Source organism: Amycolatopsis sp. NPDC043885 (assembly GCF_056435685.1).
This window is the reverse complement of the sequence record NZ_JBWKEA010000021.1, coordinates 110,304-129,555: the sequence shown is the minus strand read 5'-3', so window position 1 is coordinate 129,555 and position 19,252 is coordinate 110,304. Positions and strand designations below refer to the sequence as shown.

The 19,252-nt window shown below is 70.1% G+C and carries 19 protein-coding genes; 10 read left to right on the top strand and 9 right to left on the bottom strand.

Annotated elements, in window-relative coordinates:
* Positions 1-8 precede the first annotated feature (8 nt).
* From AC069I_RS38395 to pdxR, 4 genes are all read right to left on the bottom strand, one after another.
* Positions 9-776 carry a MoaF C-terminal domain-containing protein gene (locus tag AC069I_RS38395; RefSeq protein ID WP_478267544.1) on the bottom strand — a complete coding sequence of 256 codons (768 nt, stop codon included), beginning with the start codon at positions 774-776 and terminating at the stop codon, positions 9-11.
* Positions 777-816: 40 nt separating this feature from the next.
* Positions 817-1,815: an AraC-like ligand-binding domain-containing protein gene (locus AC069I_RS38390; RefSeq protein WP_478230347.1), complete on the bottom strand. Its 999-nt coding sequence runs from the start codon at positions 1,813-1,815 to the stop codon at positions 817-819.
* Positions 1,816-1,877: 62 nt separating this feature from the next.
* Positions 1,878-2,360, bottom strand: a complete 483-nt coding sequence (locus tag AC069I_RS38385) for a hypothetical protein (protein WP_478230346.1) — start codon at positions 2,358-2,360, stop codon at positions 1,878-1,880.
* A gap of 143 nt (positions 2,361-2,503) precedes the next feature.
* The gene (pdxR, locus tag AC069I_RS38380; protein WP_478267543.1) at positions 2,504-3,919 is read right to left on the bottom strand and encodes a MocR-like pyridoxine biosynthesis transcription factor PdxR; all 1,416 of its coding nucleotides are present in this window, start codon (positions 3,917-3,919) and stop codon (positions 2,504-2,506) included.
* 58 nt (positions 3,920-3,977) lie between these two features.
* Here pdxR and AC069I_RS38375 point away from each other — a divergent pair, with 58 nt between their 5' ends.
* Complete coding sequence (locus tag AC069I_RS38375) at positions 3,978-4,430, top strand: carboxymuconolactone decarboxylase family protein (protein ID WP_478230344.1); 453 nt, start codon at positions 3,978-3,980, stop codon at positions 4,428-4,430.
* A gap of 73 nt (positions 4,431-4,503) precedes the next feature.
* Positions 4,504-5,676, top strand: coding sequence for an MFS transporter (locus AC069I_RS38370; RefSeq protein ID WP_478267542.1), 1,173 nt, complete (start codon positions 4,504-4,506; stop codon positions 5,674-5,676).
* 14 nt (positions 5,677-5,690) lie between these two features.
* Here AC069I_RS38370 and AC069I_RS38365 read toward each other — a convergent pair whose 3' ends face one another.
* The gene (locus tag AC069I_RS38365; protein WP_478267541.1) at positions 5,691-7,025 is read right to left on the bottom strand and encodes a cytochrome P450; all 1,335 of its coding nucleotides are present in this window, start codon (positions 7,023-7,025) and stop codon (positions 5,691-5,693) included.
* Positions 7,026-7,155: 130 nt separating this feature from the next.
* Here AC069I_RS38365 and AC069I_RS38360 point away from each other — a divergent pair, with 130 nt between their 5' ends.
* The 3 genes from AC069I_RS38360 (at position 7,156) to AC069I_RS38350 (ending at position 11,484) form a co-directional block, all read left to right on the top strand.
* Positions 7,156-8,436 carry a hemolysin family protein gene (locus AC069I_RS38360; protein ID WP_478230341.1) on the top strand — a complete coding sequence of 427 codons (1,281 nt, stop codon included), beginning with the start codon at positions 7,156-7,158 and terminating at the stop codon, positions 8,434-8,436.
* Positions 8,437-8,499: 63 nt separating this feature from the next.
* Positions 8,500-10,179 (top strand): dihydroxy-acid dehydratase, encoded by a 1,680-nt coding sequence (ilvD, locus tag AC069I_RS38355; protein WP_478267540.1) that lies wholly within the window; start codon positions 8,500-8,502, stop codon positions 10,177-10,179.
* A 183-nt stretch (positions 10,180-10,362) separates the two neighbouring features.
* Positions 10,363-11,484, top strand: coding sequence for a helix-turn-helix domain-containing protein (locus AC069I_RS38350; protein WP_478267539.1), 1,122 nt, complete (start codon positions 10,363-10,365; stop codon positions 11,482-11,484).
* Positions 11,485-11,487: 3 nt separating this feature from the next.
* Here the strand turns inward: AC069I_RS38350 and AC069I_RS38345 are convergent, their stop codons facing one another.
* Both AC069I_RS38345 and AC069I_RS38340 read right to left on the bottom strand, forming a co-directional pair.
* Complete coding sequence (locus AC069I_RS38345; RefSeq protein ID WP_478267538.1) at positions 11,488-13,800, bottom strand: ATP-binding protein; 2,313 nt, start codon at positions 13,798-13,800, stop codon at positions 11,488-11,490.
* Between the two features lie 89 nt (positions 13,801-13,889).
* On the bottom strand, positions 13,890-14,123 hold the full coding sequence (locus AC069I_RS38340; RefSeq protein ID WP_478230338.1) for a hypothetical protein: 234 nt from the start codon (positions 14,121-14,123) through the stop codon (positions 13,890-13,892).
* Positions 14,124-14,281: 158 nt separating this feature from the next.
* On the opposite strand from AC069I_RS38340, the gene AC069I_RS38335 reads away from it, so the two are divergent.
* The 4 genes from AC069I_RS38335 to AC069I_RS38320 all read left to right on the top strand — a co-directional run bounded on the left by AC069I_RS38335 (position 14,282) and on the right by AC069I_RS38320 (position 17,673).
* Entirely contained in the window at positions 14,282-15,466 is a 1,185-nt protein-coding gene (locus tag AC069I_RS38335; protein WP_478230337.1) for a sensor histidine kinase, read from the top strand.
* Positions 15,467-16,138, top strand: coding sequence for a response regulator (locus AC069I_RS38330; protein WP_478230336.1), 672 nt, complete (start codon positions 15,467-15,469; stop codon positions 16,136-16,138).
* Between the two features lie 86 nt (positions 16,139-16,224).
* A complete protein-coding gene (locus AC069I_RS38325) occupies positions 16,225-16,800 on the top strand; it encodes a dihydrofolate reductase family protein (protein ID WP_478230335.1) in 576 nt (191 codons plus the stop codon).
* 129 nt (positions 16,801-16,929) lie between these two features.
* The gene (locus AC069I_RS38320; protein ID WP_478267537.1) at positions 16,930-17,673 is read left to right on the top strand and encodes an ABC transporter ATP-binding protein; all 744 of its coding nucleotides are present in this window, start codon (positions 16,930-16,932) and stop codon (positions 17,671-17,673) included.
* A gap of 34 nt (positions 17,674-17,707) precedes the next feature.
* On the opposite strand, the gene AC069I_RS38315 is transcribed toward AC069I_RS38320, so the two are convergent.
* Positions 17,708-18,124, bottom strand: coding sequence for an ATP-binding protein (locus AC069I_RS38315; RefSeq protein ID WP_340682251.1), 417 nt, complete (start codon positions 18,122-18,124; stop codon positions 17,708-17,710).
* A 151-nt stretch (positions 18,125-18,275) separates the two neighbouring features.
* Between AC069I_RS38315 and AC069I_RS38310 the strand changes: the two genes are divergently transcribed.
* Positions 18,276-18,626 carry an STAS domain-containing protein gene (locus tag AC069I_RS38310; RefSeq protein ID WP_340682250.1) on the top strand — a complete coding sequence of 117 codons (351 nt, stop codon included), beginning with the start codon at positions 18,276-18,278 and terminating at the stop codon, positions 18,624-18,626.
* A 12-nt stretch (positions 18,627-18,638) separates the two neighbouring features.
* On the opposite strand, the gene AC069I_RS38305 is transcribed toward AC069I_RS38310, so the two are convergent.
* Positions 18,639-19,079, bottom strand: coding sequence for an STAS domain-containing protein (locus AC069I_RS38305; RefSeq protein ID WP_478230333.1), 441 nt, complete (start codon positions 19,077-19,079; stop codon positions 18,639-18,641).
* Positions 19,080-19,252 lie beyond the last annotated feature (173 nt).

Below are 19,252 nucleotides of genomic sequence, written 5' to 3'. Positions count from 1 at the left end.
GAGGCTCCTTAGACCGGTTGCGCGTCGGGATAGGCGACGGCGCCGAGTGGGTAGATGTGCCCGCCCGCGCGGGAATGTTCCGACCGGCCGTCGCCGGTCAGGCCGAGGAAGACGCCGGTGGTCTTCAGCGCGTAGCCGAGATCGTGCAACCACACGCTGGCCACGGCGATGCGGAATTCGCGGAAACAGAACAGGTAGAGCCCGTCCTGGAACTTCCACACCGTCGACAGGTCCATGTCCCCGTGACCGCGCTGCACACCTTCGAGGCATTGCCAGGCGTAGCGTTGCGAGGACACGTACACATGCTCGTAGAGGTGTTCGGGGCTGTAGCGGTAGATGTTGCGCTTGCCGATCAGGTCGCGCGACGGACCCGGTACCTCGCCGGTCGGTGTGCCCGCGTCGGTCGTGCCGGACCAGAACGTCTGCGAGACACGGGGAACGCCTTCGACGTCCTCGGCGCCGATGACCGAGCGCACGGCGAGCGCGCGATGCGTCGTCGTGGAAAAGACGACGGTGAGCGCCTCACCTTCCACGCTGGTGTGTGGGAGATTGACGAAGAAAACGTCTTTCCGGACGGCGACCGCGTCGTACGGATCCTTGATGCCGTTGCAGGTGACGGTTTCAGCGTCCTCGAATCGCAGCGCGAGCGTCTTTCCGTCGTCGAGGGTGACGGTGAGCTCGCGTCCCGACAGGTCCGCGTTCGGCAGGCGGTAGGTGGCTATTCCGGCGGCGAACTCGTCATAGGTGCGCCACTGTTCCTCGGGTGCTTCGGGCATGCGGTCATCGTCGAGGCGACCGCACCGGCGAGGCCAGCTGTCACGCGCTGGGCGGCAACAACCGGTCGCTCACGGTCAAGCCTCGGCGCAGTTCGCTCGGCGAGCAGCCGAATTCCGTCTTGAACACCCGGCTGAAATGCGGCGCGTCGACGAAACCCCACTTCGCCGCGATGGCCGCGACGGGCCGGGAAAGGTGCACGGGGTCGAGCAATTCGCGGCGGCAGTGTTCGAGCCGCCGGGTGCGGATCCAGCCCGAGACGGTCGTGCCCTGTTCGTGGAAGAGGCCGTGCAGATGCCGGGTGGAGATGTAGTGCTCGGCCGCGATCTGCGCAGGGCCGAGGTCGGTGGAGGAGAGATTCGAGTCGATGTAGGCGAGTACGCGGCGCATCAGCTCGTGGTGCGGCCCGGCGGTCGCGCGGGCGAGGTCCAGTTCGCTGGCGAACAGCGTGGCGAGCAGATCGACCGCCGTATGCGCGAGCCGGACGCCGGCCGGCCCGCCGAGCTGGTCGAGGTTGCTGCCGAGTTGCGCGAGGAAGGGCACCACCACGTTGCCCATGCCCCGCTTGCCCGACATGGGTACCGCGGTCAGCTGGCCGACCAGGTCACGGGGGAGATCGATGAGCCGCTGCGGGAACATCACCACGAGCGTGCGGAAATCCTCCTCGAACGCCAAGGTGTACGGCCGGTGCGTGTCGTACAAAGCCACGTCCCCTGGGCGCAGCATCGCCTCGCGGTTGTCCTGGACCAGGAGCCCGGTGCCGGACAGGATCAGGCTCAGCTTGTAGTAGTGCCTGTCCGCCCTGGCGATGAGCTCGGGCGTCCGTTCGACCACGTGCGCGGACGCGGTCACCTCGGTCAGCTGGACGTCGTCCGCGCCGCACGAGCGGATGCGACCGCGGAAGTGGTCCCGGTGCTCGCTCGTCACATGCAGCGGCACGAAGGACTGCGACACCACCGTGCGGAAATCGGTGAAATCTCGCGCGACCGTGGTGGTGGTCGGGTCGGCGGTGGCGGTGGTCACGGGGTCACCTCGCAGCATCGGGGGGTGAATTTCATATACGATAAGCGATACGATGCTGCCGGGCAATGATCGCGGCGAGGTCAGTCGGCGAGGCGGAACAGGAGGGTCCTCGGGTCCACGTCGACGGGTACCACCGTGCCCGTTTCGTAGCGGCCTACGTCTTCGGTGAGGACGCGCGCACTGAACGGAGTCACTCCCGGGCCGGTGACGACGAGGTCGACGTCGTCCGCGGGTGTGCTCACTTCGCCGACCCAGATCCGTTTCCTGGAAACGACTTCGGCGTTCGCGCGGACCCCGGACCGGTCGAGCCCGCGGTGGGCCTCGCGAGCCTTGGCGTTCTGCCTGAGGTGCGAGCCGACGGTGCCCAGACCGCCGAGCGTGAACACGACGCCCATGGCGATGACCACCAGGCGGTCGTCGTCGCCGGGTTCGAAGTAGCTGCTGATCCAGAGCAGGCCCGGGCCGATCAGGACCAGGATGGTCATGAAGAAGCCCAGGAGGCACCCGATGACGGTGAAGGCAGGCAGCTCCGGTGCTTCCTTGCCCTCGCGGTCCGTCTCCACGGGCGTGAGGTTACTGGCCGGTTTCCGTCGGTGGTCCGGTAAAAATGCCCGCTTGCCGAAGCGGGTCCGCGCCGAGACGGACCCGTGGTCGGCCAATCACCCGCGAAGGGATTTGTTTGTCCTTTGTGGACATACGGTGGTCTTCACCGGTCAGGCAAGGCAAGGCAGAGGGCGTCCAGCGCGGCACCGAAGGCGTGTTCGGGTGGGGTGCCGTACCCGATGACCAAGCCCTCGCGCCGGGGCATCGCGCTGTCCGGATGCGGATACGCGGCGAGGCCGTCGAGAGCGAGCCCCTGACGCCGTGCGGCGCGCAGCGCGGCTTCCTCGGTACCCGCGGGCAGTTCGAGCACGGCGTGCAGCCCCGCGGCGATTCCACTGACCGTGATGTGCGGGGCGCGGTCGGCGAGTGTGGTCGTGAGCAGGTCGCGACGGTGCCGATAGACCTTCCTCATCCGGCGCAGATGCCGGTCGTAGGCGCCGCTGGTGAGGAAGTCGGCGAGGGTGAGCTGATCGACGACGCCCGACCAGATCTCCCGCGGTCCCTTGGCGGCGGCGACCTCGTCCGCCAACCAGCCGGGTACGGCCAGCCAGCCGAGCCGGAGCGCGGGGGAGAGGCTCTTGCTCGCCGAACCGAAATAGACGACGTGATCGGGGTCGAGACCTTGTACGGCGCCGACCGGCTCGCGGTCGTAGCGGAACTCGCCGTCGTAGTCGTCCTCGAGGAGCAGGCCGCCGGTCGCGCGTGCCCAGTCGATGACCGCGGCTCGGCGCTCCGGAAGCAGGGCACCTCCCATCGGGTACTGGTGGGCGGGGGTCAGCAGGACGGCGTCCGCGCCGGTGCCGTCGAGCTCCTCGACGCGTGCTCCGTGGGCGTCCACCGTCAACGGCACCGTTTTCAGCCCGGCCTCTTCGAGCAGCGAGCGGTGGAACTCGAGTCCGTACGACTCCACGGCGACAGGGCCGCGCAGGACCCGGCGCACCAGGCTCAGCCCGTGCGCGAATCCGGAGCAGACCACGATCCGGTCCGGTTCCGTGCGTACGCCCCTGGTCCGCGCCAGGTACTCCACCAGAGCCGTCCGCAACTCCGGCCTGCCGCGGGGATCGCCGGCGCCGAAGGCTTCGTTGGGAGCGGTCGCGAGCGCCCGCCGGGCCGAAGCCGCCCAGGCCGAACGTGGGAAGGCGGAGGCGTCCGGGGAACTGGGCATCAGGTCGTGGACCACGCGCCGTGAGGCCGGGCGCGCCGGACCCCGTGATCGGCCGGGTTCCAGCGGCGTGGCGCGATGCGCGACGCGCGTGCCCGAACCTTGGCGGGCGATGAGCCAGCCTTCTTCGGCCAGCTCCGCGTACGCGTCGGCGACGGTGTTGCGAGCGATGCCCAGGTCGGCGGCGAGGGCGCGATAGGGCGGCAGCCGGGTGCCGGGCGCGAGCCGTTCGGACCGGATCGCTTCACGCAAGGCTCGCATCAGCCGGAACCGCACGCTCCCACTGCCGGCGAGCTCCAGATGCAGATCGCTGCCCCGGTCCATCACGACGCCGCGAGCCGACGGGAATTGACCCATGAAATCTCCACAAGAATGCACCATACCGTGGGCCACTTGCACTTCTAGTGTCCTTGACATGACCACTGTTCACATCCCCGAGCGGATGGATTTCTCCCGCGTCGCCCCGCGGGTCTTCAAAGCCGTGCTGGCTCTGGACGCCGCGGCCCGCGCCGGTCTGGATCCGGTCCTCCTCGAACTCGTGCAGATTCGCGCGTCCCAGATCAACAGGTGCGCGTACTGCATCGACTACCACACCAACGACGCGCGCAAGGCTGGCGAAACCGAAGAGCGCGTCAACCAGCTGAACGCTTGGGAAGAGTCCAGCCTCTACACCGCGAAGGAGCGTGCGGCGCTCGCCCTCACCGAAGCCGTGACCTTGCTGCCACAAGGGGTTTCGGACGCGGTGTACGACCAGGCGGCTCTGCACTTCGAGGACGCGGAGCTCGCCCAGCTCATCGCGCTGATCTTCACGGTCAACGCCTGGAACCGGATGAACGTGACCACCCGCAAGACACCAGGCACCGAATAAACCTCTCCCCGCACACCAAGGGCGATGGCCGCTCGCGCGCGGCCATCGCCCCTGCTCTCGAAAGGCTGACCTCGTGACCGCCGCCGAAACCCTGCCCAGGAGCCACTCACCGGTCAAGGGCTGGCTCGCCGTCCTGGCCGTGACACTGGGCATCTTCGCCCTGATGACCTCCGAACTGCTGCCCGTCGGCCTGCTCACGCCGATCGGTTCGGCCTTGGACATCTCCCCGGGAACGGCGGGGCTGATGGTCACCGTGCCCGGTCTGGTCGCCGCGATTTCGGCGCCATTGGTGACCGTGGCCATCGGCAAGACCGATCGGCGGCTGGTGCTGGCGGTGCTGGTCGGTCTCGTGGGCGCGGCCAACCTGGCTTCCGCGTTCGCCACCGGCTTCGCGCTCGTTCTCGTCGCCCGCTTCCTGATCGGGATCAGCGTCGGCGGTTTCTGGGCCCTCGCCGGCGGTATCGCGCTGCGCCTGGTGCCCAAACACCACGTCGCGCGCGCCACCGCCGTCATCTTCGGCGGTGTCGAGACGGCGTCCGTGCTGGGCGTGCCCGCCGGCACGCTGATCGGCGACCTCGGCGGCTGGCGGACGGCTTTCGCGACCGTGGGCGTCCTCGGCCTGATTTCCTTGGCCTGCATGGTCTTCCTGATGCCGAAGGTGGAGCCGGACCAGACGATCGCCTTCGCGGATCTGCCGCGGGTGTTCCGTTCGCACGCCGCGGTCCGCGCGGGTATCGCGATGACCTTCCTGGTCATCACCGGTCACTTCGTCGCCTACACCTTCGTGCGGCCGATCCTGCAGGAAGACGGCGTCGCGGACGGCATGATCGGTGTGGTGCTGCTGATCTTCGGCGTCGCGGGCATCTGCGGGAACTTCCTCGCCGGCGCGCTGATCGACCGGTACCTGCGGCAGACCGTGTGCGGGATCGGCGTGGTTCTCGCGACGGCCATGGCCGTGTTCGCCGTGACCGACAACGACACCTTCTCGGCCGCCGCGATCCTCGTCCTCTGGGGGCTGGGCTACGGCGCCGTCCCCGTCACCTTCCAGACCTGGATCCTCGCCGCCGCGCCGGATGCGACCGAGGCGGCTTCCTCGCTGTACGTGTCGGCGTTCAATCTGTCCATCGCCCTCGGCGCGCTCTTCGGTGGCTTGGCCGTCGACGCCATCGCCACCGTCAGTGTGCTGTGGATCGGCGGAGCACTGGTGCTGCTGGCGGTCCCGGTGGTGGGGCGGCGGAGAGGGTGAACGAAACGATCCGCTTACGCGAGCGCGGCGGGGAGCGTTTCGAAGCCGCGCAGGATCCGGGTCTCCCGCCGTCGCGCACCGTCGAGCAGCCGCAGGTCCGGGAAGCGCTCGAAGATCGACCGCAGCCCGATCTCGCCTTCCATCCTCGCCAGCGAAGCGCCGAGACAGTAGTGCCGCCCCGCGCCGAACGACACGTGATCCCGCGCGTTCGCCCGCTCGACGTCGAAGGTGGCGGGGTCGTCGAAGATCTCCGGGTCCCGGTTGGCGCCCGCGAGCACGGTGGTGACGATCGCGCCGCGCTCGATGCGGGCACCGCCGATCTCGGTGTCCCGCGCGGACAGCCTGCCGGTCAGCAGAACCGGCGGGTCGTAGCGGAGGATCTCGTCGACGGCGTTGCTCCACAGGTCCGGATCCGCCCGCAGTTTCGCGAGTTCGCCCGGGTGCCGGGTGAGCAGGGCGATGCCGTTGCCGAGGAGGTTGACGGTCGTTTCGAAGCCGGCCGCCAGGACCAGTCCGGCGGTGGCCTTGAGTTCCCGCTCGGTCAGGCCCACCCCGTCCTCGCGCGCGGCGATCAGCTTGCTGAGCAGGTTGTCGCCGGGGTTCTTCCGCAGTTTCTCCAGATGCACGGTGAGCCATGAGTCGAACTCGGCCAGCGTCGCCTCCACCGTGCGGAAGGTCCGCCACGGCAGGCCGAGGTCGAGGCTCGGGGCCGCCGCGCTGCCCAGCGCGAGCACCTTGTCGCGTTCCTCCGAGGGGACACCGAGGATCTGGCTGATCACGGTGACCGGCAAGAGCCCGCAGTAGTGCTCGATGAGATCGACGGGGTTCGCCGGATCGAGGCCGTCGAGCAGTTCGTCGGTGATCGCCTGGGTGCGCTCGCGCAGCTGCTCGACCGCACGGGCGGTGAAGACGCGGGTGACCAGCTTCCGGTAGCGCGTGTGGTCGGGCGGTTCGCTGGCGAGCAGCGACGGCGGCTCGATCGGATGGATGAGGCCGGACGCCGACCACGCGACCAGCTTGTTGAGCAGCGGGTTGTCCGGGACGAACCGCACGGTCTTGAACGCGTCGCTGGTCAGCACCTCTTTGCACGCCGAATGCCGGGTGCTGACATGGCCGACCCGGGTGGTGGCGATGGCGCCGTGCGAGCGGATTTCGTCGAACAGCACGCTCAGATCCGCTCCGCCGCTCGCCTCGACGGACAGCCTGCCCTGGAGGTCGCCCCGGCGTGCCGCGGCCCGCAGGGCGACCCGGGGGATGGCGTGACCGATGCCCCAGCGGGTGACCGGTTTGGCGATCGCCTCCGCCTTGTGCCGGAAGGTCCGTGCGGGAGCGGTCTTGAGTGCGAACATCAGGACTCCGTCCGTGCGGGTTCCCTTCGAAGGTATCGGAACGACGTGTCAGTAGCCAGCGGCTCCGATCTCTGCGGACGCGCTGTCCGCTCGGTAATGTTCTGCACTTCGGGCGGGCCGGGGAGTGCTTGTGGGCGGCTACGGGTTCGACATCGCGCTGGTCGCGGTGCTGGTGGTGCTCAACGCGGTGTTCGCGGGCAGTGAGATGGCGCTGATCTCGTTGCGCGAGGGGCAGTTGCGGGCGTTGGAGCGTGACGGTCGCGCGGCCGGCCGCACGCTGGTGCGGCTGGCGCGCGACCCGAACCGTTTCCTGGCGACGATCCAGATCGGCATCACGCTCGCCGGTTTCCTCGCTTCGGCGACGGCGGCGGTGTCGCTCGCGCAACCCCTGGTGCCGTTGCTGGATTTCCTCGGCGACGCGGCCGGGGTGGTGGCCGTCGCGCTGGTGACGATGGTCCTCACCTTCCTGACCCTGGTACTCGGGGAACTGGCGCCGAAACGGCTCGCCATGCGGAACGCGTTGCGGTGGGCGTTGCTGGTGGCGCGTCCGCTGAATCTGTTGTCGGCGATCTCGAGACCTGTGGTGTGGGCGCTGAGCGTGTCGACGAACTTCGTCGTGCGGGTGCTGGGCGGCCGGGGGGAAGCCGATCCGGATCAGATGTCGCCCGAGGAACTGAGGGAACTGGTCTCGGCGCAACGCGGCCTGAACACCGAGCAGCGCATGATCATCAACGGCGCCTTGGAGATCCACGAGCGACGGCTGCGGGAGGTGCTCGTCCCTCGCCGGGCGGTGCTGACGCTCGCGGCCGAGCAGGACATCGAGTCGGCGCGGAGGCAGCTGGCCGAGTCCGGCCATTCCCGGGCGCCGGTCGCCCGCGGCGGCCACCTGGACGACGTCGTCGGTGTCGTGCGGCTGCGTGATCTGCTCGGCGAGCACGAAGACCTCGCCGAGGCCGTCCGGCCGGCGGTCGTGTTCCCCGATTCGCTGCGGGTCTCGGACGCGCTGCGGAGGTTCAAGGCCGAGCGGGAGCAGATGGCGCTCGTCGTCGACGAACACGGCGCCGTCGCGGGCATGGTCACACTGGAGGACCTGCTGGAGGAGATCGTCGGCGAGATCTACGACGAGACCGACCGCGACGTGCTGGCCGTCCGCGACGGGACGGACGGTTCCCTGGTCCTGCCCGGCACCTTCCCGGTGCACGACCTCGTCGACGTCGGCGTCGAGCTGCGCGACGCCCCGCCGGGGGAGTACGCGACGATCGCGGGACTGATCCTCGTGATCCTCGGCCGGATCCCGGAGAAGCCGGGCGACCGGGTGACGGTGTCCGGCTGGACCGTCGAGGTGCTCGGCGTGGAGCATCACGCGATCACGCGGGTGGCGCTGCACCGTGGAGCGAACACGGAGCGGTGAGTTGCGCCGGGCGCGCCGGGTTGGCAGCGTGCCCGGTGTCCCGCCACGAAGAAAGGTGTCCCGATGCCGCAAGACCAGCCGGATTTGAAACCTCGTTCGCGCGACGTGACCGACGGCCTGGAGCGTGCGGCGGCCCGCGGCATGCTCCGCGCGGTCGGGATGGGCGACGACGACTTCGCCAAACCGCAGATCGGCGTGGCGTCCTCGTGGAACGAGATCACGCCGTGCAACCTGTCGCTCGAACGGCTGGCCAAGGCGGTCAAGAACGGCGTGCACGCGGCAGGCGGCTATCCGCTGGAGTTCGGCACGATCTCGGTGTCCGACGGCATTTCCATGGGCCACGAGGGCATGCACTTCTCGCTGGTGTCCCGCGAGGTGATCGCGGATTCGGTCGAGACGGTGATGATGGCCGAGCGGCTGGACGGCTCCGTGCTGCTGGCGGGCTGCGACAAATCCCTGCCGGGCATGCTCATGGCGGCGGCCCGGCTCGATCTCGCTTCCGTTTTCCTTTACGCGGGCTCGATCATGCCCGGCCAGGTGGACGGCCAGGACGTCACGATCATCGACGCTTTCGAAGCTGTCGGCGCTTGCCTGGCGGGGAAGATCAGCCGCGCCGAAGTGGACAGGATCGAACGCGCGATCTGTCCCGGCGAAGGTGCCTGCGGCGGGATGTACACCGCCAACACGATGGCGTCGGTCGCCGAGGCGCTCGGCATGTCGCTGCCAGGGTCGGCCGCTCCGCCCGCCGTCGACAGGCGTCGTGACGGGTTCGCCCACCGGTCGGGGGAGGCCGTCGTCGGGATGCTCCGCCAGGGCATCACCGCGCGCCAGATCATGACCATGGAAGCGTTCGAGAACGCCATCGCCGTCGTGATGGCGCTGGGCGGTTCGACCAACGCCGTCCTCCACCTGCTCGCGATCGCGCGCGAGGCGGAGGTCGACCTGCGCATCGACGACTTCAACCGGATCGGGGACAAGGTCCCGCACCTCGGCGACCTCAAGCCGTTCGGGAAGTACGTGATGAACGACGTCGACAAGGTCGGCGGCATCCCCGTGGTGATGAAGGCGCTGCTCGACGCCGGGCTCATGCACGGCGACGTGCTCACCGTGACCGGCAGGACCATGGCCGAGAACCTCGAAGGCATCGCCCCCGCCGGGGTCGACGGCGAGATCATCCGCCCGCTCGACCGGCCGATCCACAAGACCGGCGGGCTGACCATCCTCAAGGGATCGCTGGCACCCGAAGGCGCGGTCGTGAAGTCGGCGGGCTTCGACGAATCGACGTTCACCGGCACCGCGCGGGTGTTCGACGGCGAGCGAGCCGCTCTCGACGCGCTCGCGGAAGGCCGGATCGTCGCCGGGGACGTCGTCGTCATCCGGTACGAAGGGCCCAAGGGCGGGCCGGGGATGCGGGAGATGCTCGCCATCACCGGCGCGATCAAGGGCGCCGGACTCGGGAAGGACGTCCTGCTCATCACCGACGGCCGGTTCAGCGGCGGCACGACCGGGCTGTGCGTCGGCCACATCGCCCCGGAAGCCGTCGACGCCGGGCCGATCGCGTTCGTACGGGACGGCGACCCGATCACCCTCGACGTCGCGAACCGGACACTCGAAGTCGAGATCGACGACATCGAGGCGCGGAAGGAAGGCTGGGCCCCCAAGCCGCCGGCGTACACCCGCGGAGTGCTCGGCAAGTACGCCAAGGTCGTCCGCAGTGCCGCGCACGGAGCCGTTTGCGAGTAGGAGCCACTGCGCGTGAAGGCCTCCTTCCCCTCGGCTGAGCCGAGGGGAAGGAGGCTTTCACGCGCTTCACGAACGGGTGATGCGTAGGCCGGAGAGACGCGAGTACGTAATTCACCCGATGTGCCCCGCTACTCCGGAGTAGCAGACTCGGCGGCCCGACGATTCCCGCTGCTCCGGAGGTCGATGATGACCCTGACCGCGTCCCATGCCCCAGCCCGCACCGCCGCCCTCGTGATCGCCCGCGTGGTCGTCGACGGGATCCGGCATTCGCTGCCGGAGCACGCGCCGCTGTTCGACGCGCGCGCCACGGAGTTCGTCGCCTCGGTACTGGAACACGACGGGATGAACCTGGGCATCGCGGCCGGTGCGGACGCCTTCCGCCAGGTCGGCGTCGCCGAGTACGCGGCGGGCAAGGACCTGGAACGGCTCTCCCGCGCCTACCACTCCGCGGGCCGGTGCGCCCTGCCCGCGCTGGCCTCGCTGTCGCGGCAGCCCGGGGCCGGGTCGGCCCTGATGGACACCGGGGTGGAGGCCCTGCTCCGCTGCGCGGACGTCCTGATCCGGCTGTCCACCGCCGCCTACCGCGCGGCGCGCACTCCTTCGGTCGCCGAACTGCGGCAAGACCTGCTGAAGGAGATCTTGAGCGGCCGCCCGCCGTCGAAATGGGCGGGCCTCGCGGCGGAGGCGGGCTGGGTGCCGCCCGCCCGGGTGGTGGCCGTCGCCGCGGAGCCCGGCGCGGTCCGCGCCTCGTTCGGCCCGGAGGTGCTGGCCGACCTCACCAGCGAGTACCCGCACCTGCTCGTGCCGGACGACGTCGAGATCGGTGGCGTGCCGGCGGGGACGCGGGCGGCGGTCGGGCCCGCGGTCTCGCCCGCCGAAGCCGCGGTGTCCCTGCGGTGGGCGCGCCGGACCCTCGAGCTGGTCCGGCGTGAGGTGATCGAGGACGGCCCGCTCGTGCGCTGGTCGGACCACCTGACCACGCACTGGCTTTTCGCCGACGAGGTGCTGACCACCGCGCTCGTCACGCGCAGCCTCGCCCCGATCGACGGCCTGCCCGCGAACGAGCGCGCCAAACTCGCCGAAACCCTCGACGCCATGCTGTCGGCCCGCGGCGGGGCACCCGAGATCGCGGACAACCTCGGCGTCCACCCGCAGACCGTCCGCAACCGCCTGCGCCGCCTCCGCGTCCTGTTCGGCGCCCGGCTCGACGACCCGGAGGCGCGGCTGGACCTGAGGATCGCCTTGCGCGCTGAGCTGCTCACGCCCGAACCGGGTCGGCAGGCGACTCCGATGAGGGTGGCCTGAGCGTCAGGCGGATTCCGCGGACCGGGTCACCCACGTGGCGACCTGGACGCGGTTGGAGTAGCCGAGTTTGGTGAGGATGTGGTCGATATGGGTGTCCACCGTCCGCCGGGCGATGCCGAGCCGGTCGGCGATCTCCTGGTTCGTCAGCCCCTCGGCGATCACGTGCGCGATCTCGGTCTCGCGTTTCGTGAGCACCCCTGCGGCCTGCTTCCGCGGTTCGGGGGACCGTTCTTCGAGGGCGTACCCGATGGCGTCGGCGATGGGCATCGCGGCGCCGTCGGTGAACTCCTTGATCGCGACTTCCCAGCCCAGCGCGGCCGTCACGGCCTCGGTGTCGGCCTGCAACGGCTCGGTGAACGCCTCGTACCGCGTCGGCCAGGCGCCCACCGTGCGCCAGACGTCCATCGCGGCACCCTGCAGGATCGCGGCCCGGTTGGGCCGTCCGGTGCGGGCGGCGCAGCCGGCCAGCACGGTGAGCGTGAACCCGACGACGACGCGGTCGTCCACCCGGGCGTGCAGGCGCAGGACCTGCTCGCAGCAGCGGCTCGCCACCGCGAGGTCACCCTGGAGGTACTCGGCGGCGGCACGCGACCACAGTGCCCAGCCCCGCCAGAAGACCTCGCCCCGCCGCTCGCAGCGCTCGACGGCTTCCGCGAGCACCGCCCGGCCGCGGTCGATGTCGCCGTTCAGCCAGATGGCCAGCCCGTGGTTGTAGCTCGCCCAGAGGTCCGCGCCTTCGTCGCCGTGGGCGCGGAACAGGTCGATGGCCGTGCCGAACAGGCGTGACGCCTCGGCCATGTCGTTGCCGATCAGCGCGGCGTAGGCGCGGACGTGGAGCACGTACGCGGCGGCGAGCTCGTCGCCGCTGGTCTCGGCTTCGGCGGCCGCCCTCTCCAGCATGCACCGATGAGCGGGCAGGTCTCCCTGCACCAGGGCCAGGAAACCGGAGAGCCACAGCACGTGCGCCCGCTCCGGAACACCCGGCGCCGCGGCCTCGTCGAGACGGCGGACCCAGATCCGGCCTTCGGTGTTCAGGCCGCGGACGATCCAGAACTCCTTGACGTCGCGCAGCATCCGCAGCCCGATGATCGCGTCTTCGGGGTCGCCGGTGCAGTAGTCGAGGGCGACGCGAAGGTTCGCGTGTTCGCGCCGCAGCCGTCCGATCCAGCCGAGCTGATCGGTCTCCAGCCATTCGGTGGCGTACCGGCCGGCGAGCTCGGCGAACCAGTCCCGGTGCCGTTTCCGGAACTCCACCGTCCCGCCCGTCTCGGTGAGCCTGTCGACGCCGTACTCGCGCACCGACTCCAGCATGCGGTACCGCACGCCGCCGGGGTACTCCTCGCGCAGCAGGATGGACTTGTCGAGCAGCCCGTCGACGACTTCGAGGACCCGTTCGCGCGGCAGTTCGCCGCCGGAACAGACCTGTTCGGCGGCGTCGAGGTCGAAGCTGCCGGAGAACACCGACGCACGCGCCCACAGCAGCCGTTCGGGCCCGGTGCACAGGTCGTGGCTCCAGTCGATCAGGGCCCGCATGGTTTCGTGCCGCTCCGGCCGCCCTCGCCGGTCCTTCGTGAGCACGGAGAACTGCCGGTCGAGGCGGTCGGCCAGCTGACGCACGGACAGCGCCCGCGCGCGGACGGCGGCCAGCTCGATGGCCAGCGGCAGCCCGTCGAGCCTGCGGCACAGCCGGATCAGCGGTTCGGTGTCCTCGTCGGTGAGCCGGAACGACGGCGCGACCGCGGTCGCGCGGTCCACGAACAGCCGCACGGATTCGTCGTTCATCACGCGCTCGAAGGACTCGCCCTGTTCCGGGATCGCCAGCGGCGGCACCGGCAGGACACGTTCGCCCGCCACGCCGAGGGACTGCCTGCTCGTGGCCAGCACGGTCACCTGGGGGCAGGCCCGGACGACGGTGTCGGCGAACCAGGCGCAGCTGTCGACCAGATGCTCACAGTTGTCCAGCACCAGCAGCAACCGGCTCGCCTGAAGCGCCTCGACGACCACCTCGATGGCCGGTTTCGCCGAGCGGTCGCCGAAACCGAGGACGTTCGCCACGGTCGGCACGAGCAACGCCGGTTCCCGCAGCTCGGCCAGCGACACGAACGCGACCTCGTCGGCGGTCGCCTCGCGGTGGGCCGCGGCGACCCGCCACGCCAGCCGCGTCTTGCCCACGCCGCCCGGCCCGGTCAGCGTGACCAGCGACGACGCCTCCAGCAGGCGCCGCGCTTCACCGGTTTCGGCATCGCGGCCCACGTAGCTGGTCACTTCGGTGGGATCGGCAGACCACCCCGCGAGTGAGCCAACTCCGTCCGCCATGCATTCTCCCGCCATCGACCAGACTCGCGAGTTCCGTCCGATGTAGACGGAAATCGCCCGGCTGCGGATACTAGCGGACCGGCGTCCTCCTAGCGGGAAGCTTGCTTCCCGCGATCATGGGCCCAGCCCGCCAGTACCGTTCCCGCGGCCACGAGCAGCAGGAACACGATCAACCTGCCGCTCCAGTCACCGGGTACCCAGTCGAACGCGCCCCACAACTGGGTCGCGGAATGATCGAACAGGCTGCGGATGGCGGCCTGCGCGAAGACGGCGATGGCCACCATCCCGACGATCTGCAGCCCCAGATAGCCGCCCTTGGTCATGCTTCCTACCTCCTGGTTCACGGTCGGGACCCAGCATCGCCGCCGCGGGGCCGGGCGCACATCGGCAGCGCGTCGCACTTCGCGTCCGACCAAAGTCGAGCCCCGGGTCGTCCTGTGTCCGGCTGCGCCGCCGCGAGCGGGTCGACCATGATGGGCCCGTGATCATCGACGCCGGCGCCCAGCCGCCCCTCAGTCCGTGGGGACAGGCCTGGCGCCTGCTCGCCGCGGCCGGACTGGGCGTGCTGCTCTGGCTCGTCACGGCGTCGCAAGTTCCGGTGGGCGCGACGGGGTCGAGGGTCGACTGGATGATCACCGGTGATCCGCTGATCGCGCTCGCCTGCTTGACCGCCCTGCTGTGGCGCCGCCGCTTCCCGGTCGTGATCACGATCGCGGTCATCCTCGCGTCGACGGTCTCGGTATTGGCGGGCGGCGCGTCGTTGCTGGCGCTCTGCTCGCTGGCCGCCCGGCGGCGACCGGCCGAAACGGCGGTCGCGGCGGTGTTGTCGGTGATCACGGCGGTGCTGACCGCCGACCTGTACCCGCAGCGCGAGGTGCCCGGACCGCTGTGGCTGGTGATCAGCCTCCCCACCTTGATGGTGGGCATCGTGGTGGCCGTGGGCGCCGCGATCGGAGCGCGCCGGGAGGAGGTCCGCTCCCTGCGCGAACGGGTCGAAAGCGTGGAGCGGGAGCAGGCCGCGCGGGCGGCCGAGGCGCGGATCATGGAGCGGCACCGGATCGCCCGCGAGATGCACGACGTCCTCGCGCACCGCGTCTCGCTGGTCGCGATGCAGGCCGGGGTGCTCGGGCATCGTCCGGATCTGCCCGCCGACCAGGTCGCGGAACTGGCCCGCGGGATCGCCGACGGCTCCCATCAGGCGCTGGAAGAGCTGCGGGACGTCCTCGGCGTGCTACGGGCCAGCCCGGATGAGGTGGAGCCCCCGCAGCCTTCGCTCGCCGACCTGTCGGCGCTGGTCGCGGACGCGCGGGCGCTGGGACTGGACGTCACCTTGACGACCACGATCTCGGGCGAGCCGCCCGACGCGATCGCGAGGACCGTCTACCGGGTCGTCCAGGAAGGCCTGACCAACGCGGGCAAACACGCGCCGGGTGCGAGAGTGGCCGTCACCGTCGAGGGGGAAGCGGGGGACGGCGTGCGGGCGACGATCCGGGATTCCGGCGCGGCGCGGGCGGTCGCGGGGCCGCCCGCCTCGGGTTTCGGGCTGCTCGGCCTCTCCGAGCGGGTCGGACTGGCAGGCGGCGAGCTGGACCACCACGCGGAACCTGGCGGCGGGTTCGTCCTCGCCGCGCGGTTGCCGTGGCCGGTCCGCGAAGGGAGCGAGTGAATGGGCAACGAGCGGGTGCGGGTCGTGCTCGTCGACGACGAACACCTGGTGCGGATGGCGCTGCGGCTCATCGTCGACGGCGAACCCGACCTCGTCGTGGTCGGCGAGGCCGCCGACGGCGACGCGGCGGTGACCGTGGTGGGGGAGCAGCGGCCCGACGTCGTCCTGATGGACGTCCGGATGCCCGGGCGCGACGGCCTCAGCGCGACCGAGGAGATTCTCCGGCTCCCGGAACCGCCCCGCGTCCTGGTGCTCACGACGTTCGACTCCGACGAAATGGTGCTGGGCGCGCTGCGCGTCGGCGCGCTCGGGTTCCTCCTCAAGGACACGCCGCCGCCCCGGATGCTCGCGGCGATCCGGACGGTCGCGACCGGCGAACCCGCGCTCTCGCCCGCCGCGACGTCCCGGCTGATCGCCGCGGCCACCGGGCCGCACTCGTCCGACGCGCGCCGGGCGTCCCGGGAAACCGCCCGCGGGTTGCTGGCGACGCTGACCGACCGCGAACGCGAGACCGCGAACGCCATCGCCGAGGGCCTGTCCAACACCGATGTCGCGCGGAGACTGGACATCACCGTCGCCACGGTGAAGGCGCACACGAGCAGCATGCTCGCGAAACTCGGCGTCGAGAACCGGGTGCAGATCGCCTTGCTCGTGCGCGACGCGGACGGCTGAAAATTTTTCTGGCGCGGTGTCGAATCCGGCGTTCCCCGGTCGACGCAGTGTCGGAAGCAGGTTGAAACAACCCAAGGAGAAACCAGATGCGCACCCTGATCGCCACCGCGTTCGTCTCGCTCGACGGCGTCGTCGAAGGGCCCGGCGGGGAGCCGGGCTACCGCAACTCCGGCTGGACCTTCGACGGTATCGAGTTCGACGAAGCCGCCTACGAGCTCAAGGGGCGTGAGCAGGGCGAGGCGACCGCGATGATGATGGGCCGGGTCAGTTACCAGGCGTTCGCGCCGGTGTGGCCAGGCATGACCGAGGAGTTCGCCGAGTACAACGCGATGCCGAAGTACGTCGTCTCGACCACCCTGCGGGACGAGGACCTCGTCGACAACTGGGGCGAGACCACGATCCTGCGTTCGCTCGACGACGTCGCGAAGCTCAAGGAGACCGAGGGCGGGCCGATCATCATCCACGGCAGCGCGGAACTGAACCGGAACCTCACCGACGCCGGGCTGATCGACCGCTACCACCTGCTGCTGTTCCCGGTCCTGCTCGGCGCGGGCAAGAAGATGTTCGGCGACACCGACAAGGACAAGCAGAACCTCAAGCTCGTCGAGAGCGAGGCCTACGGCAACGGCGTCCAGAAGCTGGTCTACGACGTCATCCGATGATCGGACCCAGGCGGGCGCCTGGCACGTGTCCTGCGATCATGAACCGCGTGAACAAGCCCGTCTTCGTGCAGCCGAACCTCGACGGACCGGCGGTGGAGCTGTCCGGGGGTCGAGGTCCACGTGGGTCGCGTGCCGCTGGTGTCGGACGTCGACTGGCGGGTGGACTACGGCCGGCGCTGGGTCGTCCTCGGCCGCAACGGGGCCGGGAAGTCGACCATTCTTTCGGTGGCCGCGACCCAGCGGTTCCCCAGCGCGGGGACGGCCGTCGTGCTCGGCCATCGCATGGGCGCGGTCGACCTGCGTGACGTGCGGACGCATATCGGCTTCGTCGGCGCGAACCAGCGGCTGCCGGACGCGGAGAACCACGACGCGCACACCGTGGTGCTCACCGGGTTCAGCGGAAGCGTGCTGCCGCTGTGGGATCGCTACGACGACGCGGTCCGGGACAGGGCGTCGAAACTGCTCGAACTGGTCGGCTGCACCGAACTGCGCGACCGGCCGGTGCGCGTCTGCTCGCAGGGCGAACGCGCCCGGGTCCGGCTCGCCAGGGCCCTCATGGCCGACCCGCTGCTGCTCCTGCTGGACGAGCCGTTCGCCGGTCTCGACCTGCCCGGCCGCGAGGATCTCCTGATGGCGCTGGAAAACCTGACTTTGGCCCAGCCGGAGCTCGCGACGGTCACCGTGACGCATCACCTGGAGGAGATCCCGGCGACGGCCACGCACGCGCTGATGGTGCGCCGCGGCAAGGTCACCGGCGCGGGGCCGATCGACGAGGTCCTCACCGGCGAAGGGCTCTCCGCCTGTTACGAACGGGAGGTCGAGGTCCACCGCATCAACGGGCGCTGGGCCGCGCACGCGGTGCGACGTTCGTGAAGACGCTCGTCACCGCCGTCGGCTGACGCCCGTGTCAGGCGGAAGGGCAAGGCCAGGCGAGCCGGACGATGGTCCCGGTCGGCGTGCTCGTCACCGTCGCCTCCGGCGCGAAGGCGCGGATGATCGGCAGGCCGCGTCCGCCGTCCGGGCGGCCTCCGTCGCGCCAGCGGCCCTCGTCGGCGACGCTGATCCTGAGGTGACCGTCGCCGTGGGCGGCGGTCACCTTCATGACGTTGTCGTCGGTGCCGTCGGGGTAAGCGTGCTTGACGACGTTCGTCATCGCTTCGTAGGCGGTGAGCTTGAGATCTTCGGCCAGTTCCCGGGGAAGACCCCGTTCGAGTGCCCATTTCGCCAGGACGTCCCGTAGCGCGGCTGCCTGGGCGGCGACGGCGGCGACCTCGAGGACCAGCTCGTCGGTGCCGTCGCGCACCGGCTCGTCGATCGGTATCACGAAGCTTCTCCTCGTCGTCCGCCGCGGTCCACGACCGCCTGATCCATCGACAAGGCTAAGGCACCGCCGGGGATCGGGACACGAGTGTCGCGCGAGCGGGCGCCGTCATCCGATATGTTCGGAGTATTCGGGTACCGATCGCGAGGGGTGGATGACGGTGACGAGCGGAGACGGCGAAAACCTGGAAGTTCCGTTCTCGGTGACCGTCGCCAGGCCCGATGGCGCCGAGGTCGTCATCGCGGTGGCGGGGGAGATCGATCTGACGACCTCCGAAGATCTCAAGGAGACGTTCGAGAACGCGCTGGAGCCCGCGCCGGGCAGGCTCGTCGTCGATCTCGAAGGTGTGGAGTTCTGCGATTCCACCGGTTTGGCGACCCTGGTCAGGATCAACGACCGGTGCAGTACCCAGGGGGTCGACCTGAGTTTCCTGCCGTCGCCCACGATCCGGCGGCTGGCCTCGAAGACTGGACTCTCCACGCTCCTGCCGCTCGCCGGATCCTGAGCGGCAGGCGGCTCAGCGGTTCGGCACTTCGAGGAGTGCGTGGTCGAGGTGCCGGTACACGGGGATATGGCTGTCGACGCCGAACAGGTGCAGCAGGCGCAGTACCGGCCGGGCGTCCGTGACCACCCCGGTCGTGCGGTGTTCGGAGCGGGCGCGGGCCGCGGCGGATTCGATGATCCGTAACCCGGCGACGCCGAGGAAGCCGACCTCGGTGAGGTCGAGCACCGTCGCGGCCGGGAGCCTGCCCCGAAGCGCGCGCTCCAGCCGTCCCGCGGTGGCGAGATCGATCTCCCCGGCCGCGGCGACTACGAGCAGGTCTTCGTTCCACCGGATCCGCTTTACCCGCAACAGGTTCTCGGCCGAAGGACGCGGCGGCGGAACGGCGGGCCGGGCAGCGGCGCTGAAGGCGGGGCCGTCGCGGCTGCTCCGCGTGAAAGGAATACGTTCGGTCATGGTGCTGTCTCCCGGATAGCCGGGACGAGACGACAACGGGTAAGCCTGCACAACGGCTGCGCAAGTCAACTCGCCGCCGCGTCGCCCTGTGACAAGGTGCTGGGCCGCGGACATGCGGGTCGTTCGTGCGGGCTGGTGGACTCAACCTCACGTACTTCTCACCGTACGCCGTT